We start from the raw sequence: 20,515 nt of genomic DNA, 5'->3' as shown, positions 1-20,515 counted from the left end.
ATACATTGGCATTTTATAATATTAACATAGCTAAAATACCGAGTCAAACTTTTTTTGCTTTTATGATATAATAGCCTTTCTTTTTTTGAACGACAGAAACTTCACCGAACAGTTCCTCGAGCTTTTCAATGGCAGAAGGCGCGCCTTGTTTTTTCTGTATGACGATCCACAACTCACCTGAAGTTTTTAAGTGTTCAGCGCTTTTCTCAAAGATAGCATGGACAACTTTTTTTCCGGCTCGGATTGGGGGATTTGTAAGAATAGAAGCAAATGTTTCAGCAGAATCAACGTTCGAAAACAAATCACTCTGATAAATCTTAACGTTTGTTATTCCATTTTGTTCCGCATTTTCATTTGATAACTCTACGGCTCTCTCATTAACGTCAATCATGTGGATGGTCCGGTCTTTAAAGGCGTTGGCTAGTGATAAACCAATCGGGCCATATCCACAGCCAACATCCAGAATGCCGCCCTCAACTTCAGGCTCTTCAAAAGAATCAATCAGCAGACGGGAACCGAAATCAACTTCCTTTTTAGAAAAAACCCCGCTATCGCTGGTAAACATGAAATCTTTATCACGAAGCCTAAAAGACCAGGTTTGCTTGTTGCTTTTCACTGAAGGTTTATCTGAATAATAGTGCTCACTCATTATTAGAACCTCCCTTTGTTATGGCATAAAGAATGGCAAAGAAAAAGCCCGCCTCATAAAAGCGAGCTCCCCCTACAGGTAAGTGAAGATTACTTAACTTCTACAGAAGCGCCAACTTCTTCAAGTTTAGCTTTAAGCTCTTCAGCTTCTTCTTTAGCAATACCTTCTTTAAGTGGTTTTGGAGTGTTGTCAACAAGTTCTTTAGCTTCTTTCAAGCCAAGACCAGTGATTTCACGTACAACTTTGATAACTTTGATTTTTTGAGATCCTGCACCAGCAAGGACAAGGTCGAATTCGCTTTGCTCTTCAGCAGCGCCGCCAGCAGCAGCTCCGCCAGCTACAGCTACAGGAGCAGCAGCAGTTACGCCAAATTCTTCTTCGATTGCTTTTACTAGGTCGTTCAGTTCAAGTACAGTTGCTTCTTTAACGGAAGCAATGATTTCTTCGATATTTAAAGCCATTTGTAATTCCTCCATTTTGTTTTAATTTATGAAAAACTGATTAGATTAAGCGCCTTGTTCTTCTTTTTGTTCTGCCACAGCTTTTGCAGCAAGAGCAAAGTTGCGAACTGGAGCTTGAAGTACGCTAAGCAACATAGAAAGTAAGCCATCGCGTGATGGAAGTTCAGCAAGAGCTTTCACTTCTTCAACAGTAGAGACATTACCTTCGATAACGCCAGCTTTGATTTCAAGAGCTTCGTGGTTTTTAGCGAACTCATTAAGAACTTTAGCCGGAGCGACAACATCTTCAGTGCTGAATGCGATCGCGTTCGGTCCAGTTAAGAAATCATTCAAACCATTAAGCTCAGCTTGTTCAACTGCACGGCGAGTCATCGTATTTTTGTAAACTTTGAACTCAACGTTAGCTTCGCGAAGCTGTTTACGAAGTTCTGTTACTTCAGAAACGCTAAGTCCGCGATAGTCAACGATGATCGTTGATTTACTTTCTTTCAGTTTAGAAGCAATTTCTTCAACAACAACTTTTTTTGTTTCAATTGCGCTGCTCATGGTTACACCTCCTGTAGATTCTTGTGTAACACTTATACCGTTAGGTGATCACGACCGAGACGACGGATTCCATATAAAAAGCCTCCATGAGACATGGAGGCTGTATATACAAGCATACGTAACGTAATAGCTGTGATAATATACACCTCGGTAGGATAATTAAGCCGTCAGGCCCCTACTGTCTGCGGTATAAATGATATTCTATTTTACAACATTTTGAATCATATCAGAATGTTGATGTCGTGTCAATATTATTTTACGTTAAAAGTTGAAGAGTCTACTTTGACACCAGGTCCCATAGTAGAAGTAACGGCAACATTTTTCACGTAAACGCCTTTTGCTGCAGAAGGTTTTGCTTTCAGGATTGTATCGTACATAGTTGTGAAGTTCTCAACAAGTTTTTCATCCTCGAAAGAAACTTTACCGATAGGAACATGAATGTTTCCAGCTTTATCAACACGGTATTCAACTTTACCAGCTTTGATTTCGCCAATTGCTTTTTCAACTTCGAAAGTAACTGTTCCAGTTTTAGGGTTTGGCATTAAACCTTTTGGTCCAAGAACACGACCGATTTTACCAACTTCACCCATCATGTCAGGTGTAGCTACGATTACATCGAAATCGAACCAACCTTGTTGAATTTTGTTGATGTAGTCAGTATCGCCAACGAAATCTGCACCAGCAGCTTCAGCTTCTTTCGCTTTTTCGCCTTTTGCGAAAACGAGAACGCGCTGAGTTTTACCAGTTCCGTTTGGAAGAACAACTGCTCCACGGATTTGCTGGTCGTTTTTACGAGGGTCAACCCCTAGACGGAAAGCCACTTCAACTGTAGCGTCGAATTTAGCTGTGTTTGTTTTTTTAACGAGAGCTACTGCTTCAGAAACGTCGTAAGCTTTTGAACGATCTACAAGCTTAGCAGCTTCAGCGTACTTTTTACCTTTTTTAGCCATTTTAAAATTTCCTCCTTATGTGGTTATAGCGGAATAACCTCCCACGAATAAGGGTTGCGAACTTGTTAAAACTCGCAACCCGACAAGAAACAAATTAATCCTCGATTACAATACCCATACTGCGGGCAGTACCTTCAACCATGCGCATTGCCGCTTCAACGTCTGCTGCGTTTAAGTCAGGCATTTTTGTTTCAGCGATTTCGCGTACTTTATCGCGCTTAACGGTTGCCACTTTATTACGGTTTGGTTCACCAGAACCAGACTCAATTCCAGCTGCTTTTTTAAGCAATACTGCAGCAGGCGGAGTTTTTGTAATAAATGTAAATGAACGGTCTTCGTAAACCGAAATTTCAACAGGAATGATTAAACCAGCTTGGTCAGCTGTACGAGCGTTAAACTCCTTACAGAATCCCATGATGTTAACACCGGCTTGACCAAGTGCAGGTCCAACTGGTGGTGCTGGGTTAGCTTTTCCAGCAGGAATTTGCAATTTTACAACTTTAACTACTTTTTTAGCCACGAGACACACCTCCTTAAGTCCGTGATGTGGTAATAGGGTAAACCCTCCCACTCAAGGTTTCATTCTTTATATGAATGACGAAATATCAAGCTAGTTGCCTTGGATAAGTCCAAGACGTACCTTTGCTATATTATCATTTATATATAGCAATTTCAAGTTTTTTCACATTACAATTTATCGATTTGAGTAAATTCCAGCTCAACCGGCGTTTCGCGGCCGAACATATTAACGAAAACTTTGACCTTGTTTTTATCATAATCAATCTCTTCAATTGATCCAGTAAAGTTAGCAAAAGGCCCGTCTATTACTTTTACTGTCTCTTTCAGTTCAAAGTCAATGTCCGTTTTGCGTTCGTCCATGCCCATTCTCTTCAGAATGGTTTCTGCTTCGCCCGGAAGAAGCGCCGTCGGTTTTGAACCAGAGCCGGCAGATCCTACGAAACCTGTAACGCCCGGCGTGTTGCGGACAACATACCAAGAGTCGTCTGTCATTACAATTTCAACAAGCACATAACCAGGGAATACTTTCTTTTTCACAACTTTTTTCTTGCCGTTTTTGATATCCGTTTCTTCTTCTTCAGGTACGACTACACGGAAAATTTTATCTTGCATCCCCATTGATTCAACACGTTTTTCCAAGTTGGCTTTTACTTTATTCTCGTAACCAGAGTACGTGTGAACAACATACCAATTCTTTTCCATTCTCTTCAGGACTGTCCAGTCCTTCCCTCCCCGCATTTGGTTTTAGTGAATTACCATAACGCTCAAAAATAGGCGGCAAGCCTATGATAACTTTCATTTTAAGCCACAATAAAAAACCCGCTGAACGGGTTTTGGCAAGTGATATTATGATCTATTATAGCACGTATTGCTGATCATTATTCAACTATTAAACGAATTAATTGAGAAATTCCTGTGTCAAGGAGGGCAAAAAAGATAATAAAAAAGATAACTGTTAAAATTACCGTAATGGTATAACGCGTTAACTCTTTTCCTTTAGGCCAGCTTACCTTTTTCATTTCTTTCCCAACATCTTTAAAGAATCTCATAATACGCATGTAAAAGACCTCCACAATTTAAAAGCGAAAAACTATTTTGTTTCAAGATGAGCTGTATGTGAATTGCAAGTACTGCAGTATTTCTTTACTTCTAAACGCTCAGCCGCTGATGCAGAGCTCTTCATTGTCGTATAATTACGGTTTCCGCATGTCTTGCATGCTAGCGTAATCTTTTTTCTCATGTCATTACACCTTTTTCCTAAATAGACATTAGTTCTTATCGTTAGTAACATATCATAGTCAGAAAAATACTGTCAATATAACGAAAATCCCTATTACAAACTAATTTCGCGAATTTCCAAGTACTTCTCCAGTTTGCGTTTCACACGCTGAAGGGCGTTATCAATCGATTTCACATGCCGATTCAATTCATCAGAAATCTCTTGGTAACTTCTCCCGTCAAGATATAAAACAAGTACTTTTCTCTCTAAATCACTTAACAGTTCTCCCATTTTCATTTCAATATCATCAAATTCTTCCTGATTGATAATCATTTCTTCAGGATTTAAAGTTTTTGCTCCTGAAATGACATCAAGCAGCGTTCGGTCTGATTCTTCATCAAAAATCGGTTTATCTAATGAGACGTAGGAATTCAAAGGAATGTGTTTCTGGCGAGTAGCTGTCTTTATTGCGGTAATAATTTGGCGGGTAATACATAATTCTGCGAAAGCTTTGAATGAGGTAAGCTTGTCCTCTTTAAAGTCGCGAATAGACTTATAGAGGCCTATCATTCCTTCCTGAATAATATCCTCTCTGTCCGCTCCTATCAAAAAATAAGATCTTGCTTTTGCTCGAACAAAGTTTCGGTACTTCGTAATCAAGTAATCTAACGCATCACTGTCCCCAACATGAACCTTTTCAATGACCTGCTCGTCCTCCAACTGGCAAAACTGCTCTTTGTTGAATTTTCCCTTGTTGTTCTGTAGATTCACTCCGATCCCCCCGGCGCACGTAGATAGAAATATTATACAGTATTGGGCAAAAAAGCGTCAACTTAATCTAAGTCCCCTCGCCTCCACTTTTCAAACGTTTTCAAAACCTCTTCCGATAAAGCAATTTTACCCGCCGGCTTTTCGGAAGTGATTTTTCTGACCCGTCTCTGTATTCGCCTTTCGATCGCTTCAACCTCTCTCAAAAGCTCCCGGGCCGATTTTCGCAATGCTCCCTGTCCGAAAATCGCCCACTGCTCAGTGTAGTCAGAGGTCGCAACATGAATCTGAGTTGCAATATTATTCAAAGCCTGAGCAAGCTTTTCTATCCGCTCATCAGCCGTCTCATTTTCTTTTGTAAAAATCACTTCAACTCTGTGATTGGTCTGTTTTTTCTCAAGCCCTTTTACGAGATGCGCGTCAAAAACAACAATAACCCTGTTTCCTGTATACGATTGATATTCCGCCATTTTCTGAATCAGTACGTTTCTCGCCTCTTCAAAACTGTTCGCTTTTAAATCCTTCAGCTGCGGCCAAGCTCCAATCATGTTGTATCCGTCTACTAACAGGATATCCATGGGTCTTTATTCTCCCAGAGGGTTTCGCTTCCGGTATACTTCATACATCAAAAGACCTGCCGCGACTGATGCATTCAGTGAAGTTACCTTCCCGGCCATCGGGAGTTTAATGAGAAAATCACACTTTTCTTTCACAAGGCGGCCCATCCCTTTTCCTTCACTTCCGATAACTAATGCCAAAGGCATATTGCCGTCCATATTGCGGTAGTCCTCGCTTGCTGATGCATCCGTTCCGACAACCCAGATACCCCGCTCTTTCATTTCTTCTAACGTCCGCGCCAAATTGGTGACTTTTACTACAGGAATGTGCTCAATTGCCCCTGTTGAAGCTTTGGCCACTGTTGTTGTCAGACCGACAGCTCTCCGTTTGGGAATCACGATGCCATGGGCGCCGACCGCATCCGCTGTTCTCATAATCGAACCAAGATTATGAGGATCTTCAAGCTCGTCCAAAATGAGGAAGAAAGGCTGTTCATTTCTTTCTTCAGCCGCTTTGTATAAATCATCCAGTTCCGCATATTCATAAGCGGCAACCTGTGCCACTACGCCTTGATGCTGCCCTGTCACCATTTGATCGAGTTTTTTTCTCGGGACATATTGAATCGTGATTCCCTGCTTTTTCGCAAGCTCAATCACCTGCTGTGCTTGTCCCTTTACGGTGTTTTCCGCCATCCACAGCTTATACAGCTTACGATCTGATTTTAACGTTTCGATCACTGCATTTTTCCCTATGACGTAATCATGTTGCTGACTCATTTGTTTTCCTCCCTGACGTCCCGAATTGTATAGCTTCGGCAACGAGCTGACTAAGTCTTTCTTCTTTTTTCTCCAGAAAGAGGTAACCCAGCAGCGCTTCAAATGCTGTACTGTAGCGATACGTCTGAACATCTGTATTTTTAGGTGTCGTTCCAGACTTAGCATTTCTGCCCCTTTTCAGCACCGCTTCCTCTTCTTCCGTAAAAAATGATTGATCCTGCAGAAAGAATAGGATTTCAGCCTGTGACTTTGCCGAAACAATCCGGCTTGATTTCTTATGAAGATCATTTGGTTTCGTAAAGCCCTGCTTAAGCAGGTGATGCCTGACATACACTTCAAATATGGCATCACCTATATAAGCAAGCGCAAGACCGTTGAGCTGCTTAGAATCTTTTACCGTCTCAAAATCAAGCATCCGACTATTCTCCCCGTTTCCAGCGAGTGCCTTGAGCCGTATCTTCAAGAATGATATTCATGCTTTTCAGCTGGTCGCGGATCTGATCTGATAATGCAAAATCGCGGTTCCGGCGCGCTTCATTTCTTTTTTCAATTAAGTCTTCAATCTCTTGATCAAGCAGTTCCTGCTCACCCAATGAAAAGCCGAGGACAGCAACAATGCGGTCAAACATCTCAACAAATGCTGTAATCACATGGTCAGCCGTATGATCTTTCTGAAGATAATAATTAGCATGCTTCGCCAAGTCGAATAAAACAGAAATGGCATTCGCCGTATTAAAATCATCATCCATCGCTTCTTCGAATGCTTTGCGGTGGTCCTCTACTTTCTCAAGCCATTGATCGTCATCTTCCGTTAAATTCGTACTGCTGTTCAGACGGTGCTTCAGGTTGCTGTACGCTGTTTTTAATCGGTTGAACGCACTTTTTGTATTCTCTAAAAGCTCTTCTGAATAGTTAATCGGATGGCGATAATGAACAGAAAGCATAAAAAATCTCAGAAGCTTCGGATCATGCTGTTTAATGATGTCATGCACAAGCACAAAGTTGCCTAGTGATTTTGACATTTTTTCATTATCAATATTGATATAGCCATTATGAAGCCAGTACTTCGCAAATGTTTTGCCTGTCAGTGCCTCAGATTGCGCGATTTCGTTTTCATGGTGTGGAAATGTTAAATCCTGACCACCCGCATGAATATCAATTTGGTCACCCAGATACTTTTTCACCATCGCTGAGCATTCAATATGCCAGCCCGGACGCCCTTTTCCCCAAGGGCTTTCCCAAGAGATTTCTCCGTCTTTTGCCGCTTTCCACAGCGCGAAATCAAGAGCATCTTCTTTTTTCTCGCCGACCCGGATGCGTGCACCTGATCTCAGTTCATCAATTGATTGCTGAGAAAGCTTTCCGTACCCTTCAAATGCTCGTGTTTTGAAATAAACGTCACCTTCTGATTCATAAGCGTAGCCCTTTTTCACGAGCTGATCTACGAATTCGATAATCGCATCCATATTTTCCATCACTCGCGGATGAAGGTCGGCTTTACGGCATCCGAGCGCACCTACATCTTCAAAGTACGCTTTAATAAAACGCTCTGAAATGGCAGGTACATCGTCACCAAGTTCATTCGCCGCTTTAATTAATTTATCGTCTACGTCTGTAAAGTTAGAAACATACTGCACATCATATCCTTTATATTCCAGATAGTTTCGAACTGTATCATAAACAATAGCAGGACGCGCGTTCCCGATGTGAATGTAATTGTAAACCGTCGGACCGCACACGTACATTTTCACTTTTCCCTCTTCAAGAGGAACAAACGTTTCCTTCTGTCTAGTCAATGTATTATAAAGAGTGATTGTCATTTTTGATTGATCCTTTCTTTTCTGTCTTCAATTTCTGCCTTCAGCTCTAAAATCTGCTCTTCCAAAAATTTAAATCGATCAGCAACCGGATCGGGTAAATCCTGATGGTTCAAATCGCGTCTTACTTTCTTGCCATTTTGTACAACGACCCGTCCAGGGATGCCGACAACTGTTGAAAAATCAGGAACATCATGCAGCACTACTGAACCGGCACCAATTTTTGAGCCTTCACCGACAGTAATTGAACCAAGCACTTTAGCACCTGTGGCTATCAATGCGTCATCTTTAATCGTTGGGTGTCTTTTTCCCTTTTCTTTCCCCGTCCCCCCGAGGGTAACCCCCTGAAAAACGGTGACGTTATTGCCGATTTCACATGTCTCCCCAATGACAACTCCCATACCGTGATCTATGAAAAATTTTCTCCCAATTGTAGCGCCGGGATGGATTTCGATCCCGGTAAAAAATCGGCTTACTTGAGATATTAGGCGTGCAAGGAAATAAAATTTTCGTTTATATAAAGCATGTGCAATCCGATGCGCCCATATAGCATGTAAACCGGAATAAGTTAAAATCACTTCAAAATAGCTTCTTGCTGCAGGATCTTGATCGAACACTGTATCAATGTCTTCTTTGAGCATTTTAAAAAACACATGCTTCCCCCCGTTTCTCTGTCTGATTCCCTCTATCGCCAATAAAAAAAGCGCCTCTGCATGTAAACATGACAGAGACGCTTTAACCGCGCGGTTCCACTCTGTTTGAAAAGCAGACTCCTGCTCTCCCAACTTCAGCCTGTAACGGCGGCGGCCGCCTTTGAATACTGATTTCAAAAAATGTTCTTCAAAGGTCTTAAGGGCGCACTTCTAAAACCCGGCTCATGGATCTCTCTCAGCCAATGAAGATCCTTTCTGTAATGGCCTAAAGCTTTATACTCTTCCCTGTCAACAATCATCTATTTAGATGTTTTTTAAACGCTGAATCGCGATCTCTTTTCCGATCAATTCAATGGATTGCGGCAGTTCCGGACCGTGAGTCTGACCCGTTACAGCAACACGGATCGGCATAAACAGTTTTTTACCTTTATGGCCAGTTTCTTTCTGCACTGCTTTGATCGATGCTTTAATGTTATCCGGAGTGAACTCCTCAAGCTCTTCAAGCTTCGCAGCGAATGTGCTGAGCACCTCAGGAACCTGTTCCTCTTCCAGAACAGCTTTTGCTTCTTGATTATACTCGATCTTATCAGTAAAGAACAAATCAGTCAGCTCAACAATTTCCGCTCCGTAGCTTAATTGCTCATGATAAAGTGAAATCAGTTTGCGAACCCATTCTTGTTCTTCAGCAGAAAGCTCAGCGCCGACTTTTCCGGCCTTTTGTAAATGTGGAAGCGTCAATTCAACAACCTGATCAAGACCCAGTTTCTTCACGTATTGGTTGTTAACCCATTTTAGCTTATGCATATCAAACAAAGCTGGTGATTTAGATAAACGGTTTACATCAAAAATGTCAATAAACTGTTCTTTTGTGAATAGCTCTTCTTCTCCAACCGGTGACCAGCCAAGCAGGCCGATAAAGTTGAACAGCGCTTCTGGCAAGTAGCCAAGCTCTTTATACTGTTCGATGAATTGAATAATAGACTCATCGCGTTTGCTGAGCTTTTTACGGCTTTCATTTACGATTAGCGTCATGTGTCCGAACTGAGGTATATCCCATCCGAATGCTTGATAGATCATAATCTGTTTCGGTGTGTTAGAAATATGATCCTCACCGCGCAGCACGTGTGTCATTTTCATTAAGTAGTCATCAATCGCTACCGCGAAGTTATAGGTTGGTGTTCCGTCCTTTTTAACAATAACAAAGTCGCCGATGCCATCTGTCTCGAAAGTAATTTCGCTCTTTACGATATCGTTGAAGGCGATGATTTTTCCTTCCGGCACGCGGAAACGAATACTTGGCTTTCTGCCTTCAGCGATAAATGTATCCTGTTCTTCCTGAGTCAGGTTTCTGTGTTTTCCGGAATAACGCGGCATTTCTCCGCGGGCAATCTGTTCTTCTCGTTCTTTTTCAAGCTCTTCTTCCGTACAGTAACATTTATAAGCAAGCCCTTTTTCAAGAAGCTCTTCATAGTACACTTTATAGATATCGTTACGTTCTGACTGACGATATGGACCGTATTCACCGCCGACATCGACACTCTCATCCCAGTCAATACCGAGCCATTTCAGATAATTCAGCTGGCTTTGTTCTCCGCCCTCAATATTGCGCTTTTTATCAGTGTCCTCAACACGAATAATAAACTTACCACCTTGATTGCGGGCAAATAAATAATTAAAAAGCGCCGTTCTGGCATTTCCAATATGCAAATGTCCTGTTGGACTCGGTGCATAACGGACGCGTACTTCGTTTCCCATTTTCAAATACTTCCTTTCATGTCATGTATGGCCTCTGGCTAAATGTATGAATCTATTCTACCACCAAATAGACCCGGCATCAAAGCAAGTTAGCCTTTTTGTATCAGTACTGTCGCTTGAGCCGCTATTCCTTCCGCTCGGCCTGTAAATCCAAGCTTTTCTGTCGTTGTTGCTTTTACATTCACTTGAGAAACGTCTGCTTCAAGGCCTTCAGCGATCCTTTTTCTCATATCTTCTATGTACGGCAGCATCTTCGGCTTTTGTGCAATAATGGTGCAGTCAATGTTTCCAAGAACATACCCCTTCTGTTTCACGATCCCCCAGACATGCTGAAGTAATTTGAAAGAGTCAGCGTCCTTGAACTCGGGATCAGTGTCAGGAAAATGCTTGCCGATGTCGCCTTCTCCAACAGCTCCGAGGCAGGCATCAGCAACGGTATGCAGCAAGACATCTGCGTCAGAATGGCCGAGCAGCCCTTTTTCATATGGGATTTCGATTCCGCCAATTATCAGAGGACGGTCCGCCACTAATTGATGCACATCAAATCCTTGTCCGATTCTAAACATATTTATTCCCACTTTCTGATTCCATGATCGCTTCAGCTGACGTCAAGTCGTCTGGCGTCGTCAACTTAATATTTGTATAGCTGCCTTCTACAACACGGACCGAACCGCCTTCCATCTCTTCAACGAGGCTGGCGTCATCCGTCCCTAAAAATCCCTTGTGTTCGGCCTCAGCATGCGCCTTCATCAATAAAGAAAGACGAAAAGCTTGTGGAGTTTGGACAGCCCACAAGCTTGAACGTTCAATCGTCTCTCTGACTTGTAAATCTTGAACGCGTTTAATCGTATCTTTTACCGGAACAGCAAGGATGGCCGCTCCTGCCTGTACCGCTTCAGCGATCAGTTCGTCAATTTGTTCATGCTTTATAAAAGGCCGGGCGCCGTCGTGAACGAGGACTATCTTTTCTTGTTTCACGGCTTTCAGCCCCTTATAAACACTGTGCTGACGCTCATCTCCGCCTGCAACAAGCTCAATAGCGGTTTGAAACGGATAATTGGTCAGCAATTGCTCAAAATCCTCCCGCTCCCGCTCGTTAATCACCAAAATGATTTTTTCGCATGGCCGGTGGCTGTCAAACACCCTTAACGTGTGTATGATCACAGGGTCTCCTTTCAGCTCAATGAACAGTTTATTTCTCCCTGCCTTCATCCGTTTTCCCTGTCCGGCCGCAAGAATCACCACATCATAACTCATTGTTTTTTCTCCCTTTACAGCGCCTTCTCCAACAGCTTGGGCTTGGCAAAAATCATTCGTCCCGCTGCTGTCTGCAACACACTTGTAACGAGTACATCAATATGCTTGCCGATATAATTGCGTCCTTCTTCAACGACAATCATCGTACCGTCATCCAAGTAGGCAACTCCCTGATTATGCTCTTTCCCGTCCTTAATGACCTGAACATTCATTTCCTCGCCAGGAAGCACGACAGGCTTGACCGCATTGGCAAGGTCATTAATGTTTAATACCGCTACCTTCTGAAGCTCGCATACTTTATTTAAATTAAAATCATTCGTCACGACGACCCCGGATGTCAGCTTAGCGAGTTTGACGAGCTTGCTGTCAACCTCTTGTATATCTTCAAAGTCGCCTTCATAAATTTCAACTTCAATGTCTAATTCTTTCTGAATGCGGTTCAGGATATCAAGACCGCGGCGTCCTCTGTTCCGTTTTAGAACATCTGAAGAATCAGCAATATGCTGTAATTCCTCAAGGACAAACTGCGGAATCACAATAATTCCCTCTAAAAACCCAGTCTGACAAATATCCGCAATTCTCCCATCAATAATAACACTTGTGTCCAAAATTTTCAGCTTCTTGTCCTGAACCTCATGTTCTTCATCTGCTGTTCCTTTTTTCTTTTGCATTCTGGCGGAAATGGAAAACAGGCTGATCAATTCATCCTTCTTCTTAAAGCCCACCTGGAAGCCTAGATACCCGAGGAAGAAAGCCAAAAACACAGGGATGATTGTACTGAATATGCGGTAAGGTATATTGTCTAAAGGGATAACATTTACGATAAGATAAGCGATTATAAGTCCAAAAACCAGGCCAAGGCTTCCAAACAACAAATCTGGAACCGGCGCCTTTAACAATGAATCCTCTACCCACTTCATCCAGTTCACAACATAATCTGTACCCCATATACTGATGAGAAAAAAGATAATTGCTCCTATTGCCGCAGACGTATATGCGTTTGTTATTAAAGGTATGTCCTGTATACTTAACAGTACAAACAATTCAGGTATTAAAAATATACCAACAACGCCGCCGAAAATAATGAAGAACGCCTGAACTATTCGTTTTAACATACCCCCACCTCCTTTTTAACATTTTATTTTCACAAGGCTTTATGCATCCTACGAATATCAGAATAAACAAAAACCAACAGTAATATACCCGTATTCATAAGGTTTTAACCGAAATCACAGCTGTCTGTCTAAATAATGCTTCTCTTGCAGCCGTTTTAATCCTTTTTTAATCTTTTGGGCTCGTACTTCACCGATTCCCTCTACTTCATCTAATTCTTCTGCACTCGCCTCAATAATCCTTGGGAGAACACCAAACGCTTCTACAACATTTTCAACAATCGGCATTGGAAGACGCGGAATTTTATTTAACAGCCTGTATCCTCTAGCCAATACATAATCATCAAGATTTGTAGAAGCTGGATAGCCGAGGAGTTTATAAACAATGGAATCATCCAGCAGATCATAACTGGACATATCCTGCAGCTCTTTCAAGAGAACAAATGGATCTTTAATTTTTTCTTTCACATAATCCTTGATAAATAAAGCGGCCTCTTCTTCCATATCCGTAATCAATTCAATGACTTGCAGTTTGATCAAATGGCCTTCTGTTCCCAGCTCTTTGATATACATGTTGATTTCATTTTTGATTCGCAGCACCATTTCATAACGATGCATGACAGACAAGACATCACTGAAGGTAACAAGCTCCTCAAATTCCAATGCATTCAGTGCGTTTATCGTTTTGTCGAGGATTGTCTTATACTTTTCAAGTGTTTGTATTGCTTGGTTCGCTTTGGTTAAAATAAATCCTATGTCTTTTAATGTATACTTCATGTTTTCCTGATATAAGGTTATAACATTTCTTCTTTCAGAAATGGCGATCACGAGACAGCCGGTTTGCTTAGCTACTCTTTCGGCAGTACGGTGCCGCATTCCTGTTTCTGACGAAGAAATTGTGGCATCAGGCATTAGCTGTGTATTGGCATAAAGGATTTTTTGCCCGGAATCACTTAAAATGATCGCTCCATCCATTTTAGCCAGCTCATATAAGTGAGCAGGAGAAAAAGCCGTGTTTATGTGAAAACCGCCGTCCACCACTTCTTTTACTTTATCATTATATCCAACAACAATCAGACCGCCTGTATTTGCCCTCAAAACGTTTTCCATACCCGCTCTGAGCGGTGTACCCGGAGCAACAAACTGCAATATAGATGACAGGTCTAACTCTTGTTTCGCCCCTTTTTTCTCTTTTTCCATCTATGATCCTCCTAATGAAGTACGAAGCGCCTCTGCAACATTTGCTACTCCGATAACCTCAATCCCTTTTGGTTTTGTCCAGCCTTCCAGATTTGCCGCGGGTATGATCATGCGTTTGAAACCAAGCTTAGCCGCTTCTTTCACACGCTGTTCAATTCTAGAAACCCGCCGGACTTCTCCGGTTAATCCCACTTCACCTATAAAACAATCAGCAGGATTTGGGGGTGTGTCTCTAAAACTGGACGCGATGCTGATCGCAATGGCAAGATCAATTGCCGGTTCATCAAGCTTTACGCCGCCAGCTACTTTCAAATAGGCATCCTGATTTTGCAGCAGCAGCCCAACTCTTTTTTCTAACACAGCCATTAACAGCGAAACCCTGTTATGGTCTATACCCGTTGCCATACGCCGCGGATTTCCAAAACTTGTCGGCGAGATGAGCGCCTGAATTTCAACGAGAATCGGCCTCGTGCCTTCCATAGAGGCAGTTATGCTAGAGCCAGCAGATCCTGCTGAGCGTTCTTCCAAGAAAATTTCTGAAGGGTTCAAAACCTCGGTGAGTCCCTCTTCACGCATTTCGAAAATACCCATTTCGTTTGTAGAACCAAAACGGTTTTTTACTGCTCTCAATATACGAAAAGTATGGTGACGTTCTCCTTCAAAGTATAAAACAGTGTCAACCATATGCTCCAGCAATCTCGGCCCTGCAATAGACCCTTCTTTTGTTACGTGTCCTACGATAAAGATCGGAATGCCTTTTGTTTTGGCAATTTTCATCAGCTCAGCCGTACACTCTCTGACCTGTGACACACTGCCGGGAGCCGATGTGATATCGCTTTGGTAAACCGTTTGAATAGAGTCAACAACGACAAACGCTGGATTCATCTCTTCTATAGCAGACGAAATATACTCCATATCGGTTTCAGATAAAACATGCAGCGACGGATTATTAATGCCGAGACGATCTGCTCTCAGTTTCGTTTGTTTAACCGATTCTTCTCCCGAAATGTACAACACACTGTTCGATGAATCTGATAATTCAGCTGAAACTTGCAGTAACAACGTGGACTTTCCGATACCGGGATCACCGCCGATTAACACGAGTGAGCCTTTAACGACCCCCCCGCCGAGCACCCTGTTAAATTCGCCAAGCTGGGTTTTAACACGGGGTTCTTCTGATGTTTCGATTGTTGTAATAGGTGAAGGTTTCTGTACAGTTTGAACAGAATGAGAAAAAGCCGCTCTTCGATTGGCAGGTGCCTTTTTCATCATTTCTTCCACCATTGTATTCCAAGCACCGCAGCCCGGACATTTCCCCATCCATTTTGGAGACTCGTAACCGCAGGATTGGCAGATGAATTTCGATTTTGTTTTAGCCATATATAGTGTAAGACCTCTCCCTTGTTCTATTTCATGATATGAAAGTGAGGCATACACTTACATGCTGTATGCCTCATTTTCGTCTTCTATATTAATTCGTTTTAGCAGTCGTTTTTACGACAAATTCGCCGTCTTCTACATCGAGAACGATGTGCTGTCCTTTATGAATATTTCCTCTTAGGAGTTCTTCAGATAAACGGTCCTCGACATGTTTTTGGATAGCTCTTCTTAACGGACGGGCACCGTATTCCAGATCAACACCCTCTTCCGCTACTTTTGCTTTTGCAGCATCTGTCAATTCGATAGAAAGGTCCTGCTCTTTCAAGCGTTTCGTCAATTGATCAGACATTAATGAAACGATTTCAGTCAGGTGTTTTTTCTCAAGTGAATGGAAGACGATGATTTCATCAATCCGGTTGATAAACTCCGGTCTGAACGCGCGTTTCAGTTCACCCATCACTTTATCTTTCATGTCTTTATGATTTTGCGTCTCATCCTGAACATTGAAGCCGACATATTTATTGCGTTTCAGCTCACTTGCCCCGACGTTTGACGTCATAATCAGGATCGTGTTGCGGAAATCGACTGTACGTCCTTTAGAATCCGTCAATCGCCCATCTTCAAGAACTTGCAGCAGAATATTGAAGACATCAGGGTGTGCTTTTTCAATCTCATCAAGAAGCACGACAGAGTAAGGTTTTCTTCTGACTTTCTCTGTTAATTGGCCGCCTTCATCATATCCCACATATCCTGGAGGTGAACCGACAAGTCTTGAAGTAGAGTGTTTTTCCATGTATTCCGACATATCAATTCTGATCATGGCTTCTTCATCACCGAAAATAGATTCAGCAAGTGCTCGCGCAAGCTCTGTTTTCCCCACACCTGTAGGGCCTAAGAAAACGAATGAGCCGATTGGGCGTTTAGGGTCTTTTAACCCTGCTCTTGCGCGTCTGACTGCTTTTGCAACGGCGACAACCGCTTCATCCTGGCCGATGACACGGGAGTGAAGGATGCTCTCCATATTGAGAAGCTTATCGGTTTCCGTTTGGGCGATTTTAGATACAGGCACCCCAGTCCAGCTGGCTACAACCATCGCAATATCATCAACAGTAACCTCTGAGTTTTCCTGCCCTTGCTTCTCTTTCCATGATTTTTTCGTATCCTCTACTTGCTCGCGCAAGCGCTGCTCAGTATCACGCAAGGAAGCCGCTTTTTCAAACTCTTGGCTTTGGACGGCCGCATCCTTCTCTTTACGAACCTCATCAAGCTTCTGTTCAAGCTCTTTTAAGTTAGGAGGTGTTGTAAATGAGCGGAGTCTAACCTTTGAGCCCGCTTCGTCAATCAAGTCAATTGCTTTATCTGGAAGGAAGCGGTCAGAAATATATCTGTCAGAAAGCTTAACCGCAGCTTCAATGGCTTCATCAGTGATAGAAACGCGGTGGTGGGCTTCATATCTGTCACGCAGACCTTGTAAAATTTGAATACTTTCATCTGCAGATGGCTGATCAACCTGGATCGGCTGAAAACGGCGTTCCAATGCTGCATCTTTTTCAATATATTTACGGTACTCATCAAGAGTCGTCGCTCCGATACATTGAAGTTCGCCGCGAGCAAGTGAAGGTTTTAAAATGTTAGACGCATCAATGGCACCCTCTGCTCCACCCGCTCCGATTAAGGTATGGAGTTCATCGATGAATAAAATGATGTTTCCTGCCTGGCGAATTTCATCCATGACTTTCTTCAGGCGATCCTCAAATTCACCGCGATATTTAGTGCCGGCAACAACTGTTCCCATGTCTAATGTCATCACACGTTTATCACGTAAGATTTCTGGAACCTCGTTATTAATAATTTGCTGTGCCAACCCTTCCGCGATTGCCGTTTTACCTACACCTGGCTCACCAATGAGTACAGGGTTGTTTTTCGTTCTGCGGCTTAACACTTCGATCACACGCTGAATTTCCTTGCTTCTGCCGATTACAGGATCTAGGCTGTCTTCCTTCGCAATAGCAGTTAAGTCCCTTGCCAAGCTGTCAAGCGTAGGCGTATTCGCATTGCTGTTTGTTCCTGTCGCTGATGATCCTGTTTCATTGCTTCCAAGAAGCTGGAGGACTTGCTGTCTTGCTTTATTTAAGCTGACACCAAGATTATTCAGAACTCTTGCAGCAACACCTTCTCCTTCGCGAATCAGCCCAAGAAGAATATGTTCTGTTCCAACATAAGAATGACCGAGTTTTCTTGCCTCATCCATTGAAAGCTCAATGACTTTCTTAGCCCTAGGAGTGTAATGAATCGTTTGGGACATTTCCTGTCCGCGACCGATCAAACTTTCAACTTCTTTTTGAATTTTATCTGAACCAAGTCCAAGTGCTTCTAGAGCTTTAGCAGCAATCCCTTCTCCTTCTCGTACCAGTCCTAATAAAATATGCTCAGTGCCAATGTTATTATGACCTAATCGAAGTGCTTCTTCCTGTGCAAGCGCCAATACTTTTTGAGCTCGTTCTGTAAATCTTCCAAACATCATATCGATTCATCCTCCTGTCTTTTCCCGTTCATTTCTAAGTGAAGCCGTTCTCTGATGAGAGCTGCTCTTCGAATGTCCCTTTCATTTGGACGCAAAGCGCCTCCCGAATACTGCTGTAAAAATCCTGGCTGTGTCAAAATCATTAGTTCATTAAGTATGTTGCTTGAAAGTCCTTTAATAATGCCTAGATCTATGCCTAATCGGACATCTGAAAGGCACTTTGCAGTCTCTTTCGTTTCTATCATCCGGCAATTGGACAAGACCCCGTAAGAACGATACACACGATCCTCAAGTTCAATCTTAGAGGTTTGATAAAGGGCTTCTCGGGCAGAACGTTCTTGTTCAATCAGCTGTGCAGCAACACTGTTAAGGTCATCTACAATATCCTGCTCTGACTTACCAAGCGTGATCTGATTTGAAATTTGAAAGATATTCCCTACTGCTTCGCTGCCTTCCCCATAAATTCCTCTAACAACTAAGCCTAATTGATTTATTGCCGGTATAATTCGATTTATTTGCCTAGTCAAAACCAATGCCGGCAGATGCATCATGACTGAAGCCCTTAAACCCGTACCTACATTTGTAGGACAGCTGGTTAAGTACCCTCTTTGTTCATTAAATGCATAATCAACTTTCTCTTCAATCCAGTCGTCAACCTGGTTTGCGGCTTTCATCGCTTCTAATAGCTGAAAGCCGGGAAAAAGACACTGAATTCTAATATGGTCCTCTTCGTTTAACATGACGCTTACTTCCTCATTTTCAGAAAGCAAACAACCTCCAAATGGAGATTCTGTCAGGTTGGGGCTTATGAGATGTTTTTCAACAAGCACACGCTTTTCTAAAGGCTGTGCTTCATGCATTCTAATCAAAACGAATTTGCCGATTCCGGGAATTTCTTGTTCTGAAAACTGATCTTCAAACTGCTGTATGATGGATGAGGCCTCTTCATTGGAATACCGCGTAGGGAACCGTATATGTTCAAAGTTCCTTGCTAAACGTATGCGGCTGCTGAGTACAATGTCACTTTCAGGTCCTTTCTGCTTCATCCAACTGCTCAGTGCGTCCTGAATAAAATGCTTTAGCGACATTACCCCTGTTCCTCCTCACTATCTGTACTCTTGAGTGATTGTTCTAATGAACGAATTTGATCTCTCACATGAGCTGCGTTTTCAAATTCTTCTTGATGTATTAAGGATTCTAATTCTTTTTTCAGCATGTCAATCTGCCGTCTGACATGAAGATTGCCTCCGATACGTGTCGGTATTTTTCCAGCATGAATGGTGTTTCCGCTGTGCACTTTACGTAAGATAGGTGTAATGTTGCTATGAAATGTTTTATAACATTCAGAGCATCCAAAACGGCCCGTTTTTCTAAATTGCTGAAAGGTCATTCCGCATTTTGGACAAGCAGAGATTTGTTCCGATTGACTGAACATTTGAGTTCCTGCTTTTTGGAACGAAGAATCCATGTTCAGCAAACCCGAAAGTAAATTATGAATAGAGAAACCGTGATTTGCACTTATACCATATGAATCACTATTTTCTTTGGCACAATGTTCACAAATATGAACTTCCTTTTTTTCTCCGTTATCAACCTTTGTAAAGTGAAAAGTGGCTGGTCTCTCGTGGCACTCTTGACAAATCAATCTTTTCACCTGCTTATTTTAATTTTAAAGAAGTCAGCATAGCCTTCATCATTCTCGCTCTTAATTCATCACGTTCAGGCAAGTCAATGTGTAAAACCGAGCGGTCCATCACGCTGACCATCATTTTTGCTTCTCTTTCTGAAATCACCTTGTCTTCTAATAGCCTTAAAATAATATCATCAGAGGCTGCTTGAGACAAATGGGTATTAATTTGAGAAATAATATTATTGATCAGGACAACTTCACTATTCATTTTAATCTTAATGATTCTGATATAACCGCCGCCCCCGCGTTTGCTCTCAACAATATATCCTCTCTCGCTTGTAAATCTGGTGTTGATGACATAATTTATTTGGGAAGGAACGCATTGAAATTTATCTGCAATTTCGCTTCGTTTAATCTCTAAAATTTCCTTGCCATTTTGATCTAACACGCGTTTTAAATATTGCTCAATGATGTCAGAAATATTATGTCCCACTCAACCCCCTCCTTTACTGACTTTGACTATATTTGACTTTAATCTTACTATAAGGCGTTTCTCGAGAATTTTCAACTTTCTCGCTCTATCCTTTATTATTTCCACTTTACCGGCCTATAAAACCTGATTGCCGTTTTAAAATTCAGGGTAAAGTTATTATATTATACAATCAAATCAAATTTTATGATACAACAAACCAGAATACAAAAAAGAGCAGCTCTGATGAGCTGCTCTTTTTCAATTACTTG

Annotated in this window: 24 protein-coding genes and 2 other annotated features; all 24 genes read right to left on the bottom strand. The window is 42.1% G+C overall.

Annotated features, from left to right (window positions below):
* Positions 1-43 precede the first annotated feature (43 nt).
* The 24 genes from SC79_RS18755 to ctsR all read right to left on the bottom strand — a co-directional run bounded on the left by SC79_RS18755 (position 44) and on the right by ctsR (position 20,267).
* Positions 44-649 carry a class I SAM-dependent methyltransferase gene (locus tag SC79_RS18755; RefSeq protein WP_039076385.1) on the bottom strand — a complete coding sequence of 202 codons (606 nt, stop codon included), beginning with the start codon at positions 647-649 and terminating at the stop codon, positions 44-46.
* Positions 650-738: 89 nt separating this feature from the next.
* Positions 739-1,110: a 50S ribosomal protein L7/L12 gene (gene rplL, locus SC79_RS18750; protein ID WP_039076384.1), complete on the bottom strand. Its 372-nt coding sequence runs from the start codon at positions 1,108-1,110 to the stop codon at positions 739-741.
* Positions 1,111-1,155: 45 nt separating this feature from the next.
* Complete coding sequence (gene rplJ / locus SC79_RS18745; RefSeq protein ID WP_039076383.1) at positions 1,156-1,656, bottom strand: 50S ribosomal protein L10; 501 nt, start codon at positions 1,654-1,656, stop codon at positions 1,156-1,158.
* A gap of 65 nt (positions 1,657-1,721) precedes the next feature.
* Positions 1,722-1,862: a sequence feature (ribosomal protein L10 leader region), on the bottom strand.
* A gap of 45 nt (positions 1,863-1,907) precedes the next feature.
* Positions 1,908-2,606 (bottom strand): 50S ribosomal protein L1, encoded by a 699-nt coding sequence (gene rplA / locus SC79_RS18740; RefSeq protein ID WP_039076382.1) that lies wholly within the window; start codon positions 2,604-2,606, stop codon positions 1,908-1,910.
* Positions 2,607-2,700: 94 nt separating this feature from the next.
* A complete protein-coding gene (rplK, locus tag SC79_RS18735; RefSeq protein ID WP_003156430.1) occupies positions 2,701-3,126 on the bottom strand; it encodes a 50S ribosomal protein L11 in 426 nt (141 codons plus the stop codon).
* 167 nt (positions 3,127-3,293) lie between these two features.
* Positions 3,294-3,827: a transcription termination/antitermination protein NusG gene (gene nusG / locus SC79_RS18730; protein ID WP_010327717.1), complete on the bottom strand. Its 534-nt coding sequence runs from the start codon at positions 3,825-3,827 to the stop codon at positions 3,294-3,296.
* 176 nt (positions 3,828-4,003) lie between these two features.
* Positions 4,004-4,183 carry a preprotein translocase subunit SecE gene (gene secE / locus SC79_RS18725; RefSeq protein WP_039076381.1) on the bottom strand — a complete coding sequence of 60 codons (180 nt, stop codon included), beginning with the start codon at positions 4,181-4,183 and terminating at the stop codon, positions 4,004-4,006.
* A 32-nt stretch (positions 4,184-4,215) separates the two neighbouring features.
* The gene (rpmG, locus tag SC79_RS20295; protein WP_003156421.1) at positions 4,216-4,365 is read right to left on the bottom strand and encodes a 50S ribosomal protein L33; all 150 of its coding nucleotides are present in this window, start codon (positions 4,363-4,365) and stop codon (positions 4,216-4,218) included.
* Between the two features lie 93 nt (positions 4,366-4,458).
* Positions 4,459-5,115, bottom strand: a complete 657-nt coding sequence (gene sigH, locus SC79_RS18720) for an RNA polymerase sporulation sigma factor SigH (protein ID WP_010327715.1) — start codon at positions 5,113-5,115, stop codon at positions 4,459-4,461.
* Between the two features lie 62 nt (positions 5,116-5,177).
* Positions 5,178-5,690, bottom strand: coding sequence for a ribosome-dependent mRNA decay endonuclease Rae1/YacP (gene rae1, locus SC79_RS18715; RefSeq protein WP_010327714.1), 513 nt, complete (start codon positions 5,688-5,690; stop codon positions 5,178-5,180).
* 6 nt (positions 5,691-5,696) lie between these two features.
* A complete protein-coding gene (gene rlmB / locus SC79_RS18710) occupies positions 5,697-6,446 on the bottom strand; it encodes a 23S rRNA (guanosine(2251)-2'-O)-methyltransferase RlmB (protein ID WP_039076380.1) in 750 nt (249 codons plus the stop codon).
* Entirely contained in the window at positions 6,430-6,861 is a 432-nt protein-coding gene (locus SC79_RS18705) for a mini-ribonuclease 3 (RefSeq protein WP_039076379.1), read from the bottom strand. The genes rlmB and SC79_RS18705 overlap by 17 nt, the downstream gene beginning before the upstream one ends.
* Before the next feature lie 4 nt (positions 6,862-6,865).
* Positions 6,866-8,266: a cysteine--tRNA ligase gene (gene cysS, locus SC79_RS18700; RefSeq protein WP_010327712.1), complete on the bottom strand. Its 1,401-nt coding sequence runs from the start codon at positions 8,264-8,266 to the stop codon at positions 6,866-6,868.
* Positions 8,263-8,916 carry a serine O-acetyltransferase gene (cysE, locus tag SC79_RS18695; protein ID WP_039076418.1) on the bottom strand — a complete coding sequence of 218 codons (654 nt, stop codon included), beginning with the start codon at positions 8,914-8,916 and terminating at the stop codon, positions 8,263-8,265. The genes cysS and cysE overlap by 4 nt, the downstream gene beginning before the upstream one ends.
* Before the next feature lie 70 nt (positions 8,917-8,986).
* Positions 8,987-9,217: a binding site (T-box leader), on the bottom strand.
* Between the two features lie 2 nt (positions 9,218-9,219).
* Entirely contained in the window at positions 9,220-10,671 is a 1,452-nt protein-coding gene (gltX, locus tag SC79_RS18690; protein WP_039076378.1) for a glutamate--tRNA ligase, read from the bottom strand.
* Between the two features lie 89 nt (positions 10,672-10,760).
* A complete protein-coding gene (gene ispF / locus SC79_RS18685; protein ID WP_010327709.1) occupies positions 10,761-11,237 on the bottom strand; it encodes a 2-C-methyl-D-erythritol 2,4-cyclodiphosphate synthase in 477 nt (158 codons plus the stop codon).
* Positions 11,230-11,928 carry a 2-C-methyl-D-erythritol 4-phosphate cytidylyltransferase gene (gene ispD / locus SC79_RS18680; protein ID WP_039076377.1) on the bottom strand — a complete coding sequence of 233 codons (699 nt, stop codon included), beginning with the start codon at positions 11,926-11,928 and terminating at the stop codon, positions 11,230-11,232. Before ispD ends, ispF begins: the two co-directional genes overlap by 8 nt.
* A gap of 14 nt (positions 11,929-11,942) precedes the next feature.
* Positions 11,943-13,043, bottom strand: coding sequence for a PIN/TRAM domain-containing protein (locus tag SC79_RS18675; protein ID WP_010327707.1), 1,101 nt, complete (start codon positions 13,041-13,043; stop codon positions 11,943-11,945).
* A gap of 114 nt (positions 13,044-13,157) precedes the next feature.
* Positions 13,158-14,240 (bottom strand): DNA integrity scanning diadenylate cyclase DisA, encoded by a 1,083-nt coding sequence (disA, locus tag SC79_RS18670; protein ID WP_039076376.1) that lies wholly within the window; start codon positions 14,238-14,240, stop codon positions 13,158-13,160.
* Positions 14,241-15,620, bottom strand: a complete 1,380-nt coding sequence (radA, locus tag SC79_RS18665; protein WP_039076375.1) for a DNA repair protein RadA — start codon at positions 15,618-15,620, stop codon at positions 14,241-14,243.
* Positions 15,621-15,711: 91 nt separating this feature from the next.
* Entirely contained in the window at positions 15,712-18,144 is a 2,433-nt protein-coding gene (clpC, locus tag SC79_RS18660; protein WP_039076374.1) for an ATP-dependent protease ATP-binding subunit ClpC, read from the bottom strand.
* Positions 18,141-19,232: a protein arginine kinase gene (locus tag SC79_RS18655; RefSeq protein WP_039076373.1), complete on the bottom strand. Its 1,092-nt coding sequence runs from the start codon at positions 19,230-19,232 to the stop codon at positions 18,141-18,143. Before SC79_RS18655 ends, clpC begins: the two co-directional genes overlap by 4 nt.
* The gene (gene mcsA / locus SC79_RS18650) at positions 19,232-19,789 is read right to left on the bottom strand and encodes a protein-arginine kinase activator protein McsA (RefSeq protein WP_039076372.1); all 558 of its coding nucleotides are present in this window, start codon (positions 19,787-19,789) and stop codon (positions 19,232-19,234) included. The genes SC79_RS18655 and mcsA overlap by 1 nt, the downstream gene beginning before the upstream one ends.
* Before the next feature lie 13 nt (positions 19,790-19,802).
* Positions 19,803-20,267 carry a transcriptional regulator CtsR gene (gene ctsR, locus SC79_RS18645; RefSeq protein WP_010327701.1) on the bottom strand — a complete coding sequence of 155 codons (465 nt, stop codon included), beginning with the start codon at positions 20,265-20,267 and terminating at the stop codon, positions 19,803-19,805.
* Between the last annotated feature and the right edge of the window lie 248 nt (positions 20,268-20,515).

Origin of the sequence: Bacillus sp. MSP13, from assembly GCF_000815295.1 — a bacterium.
GTDB lineage: Bacteria > Bacillota > Bacilli > Bacillales > Bacillaceae > Bacillus > Bacillus vallismortis.
Note: the sequence above shows the minus strand (reverse complement) of the source record. Positions and strands in the feature narration are given on the sequence as shown.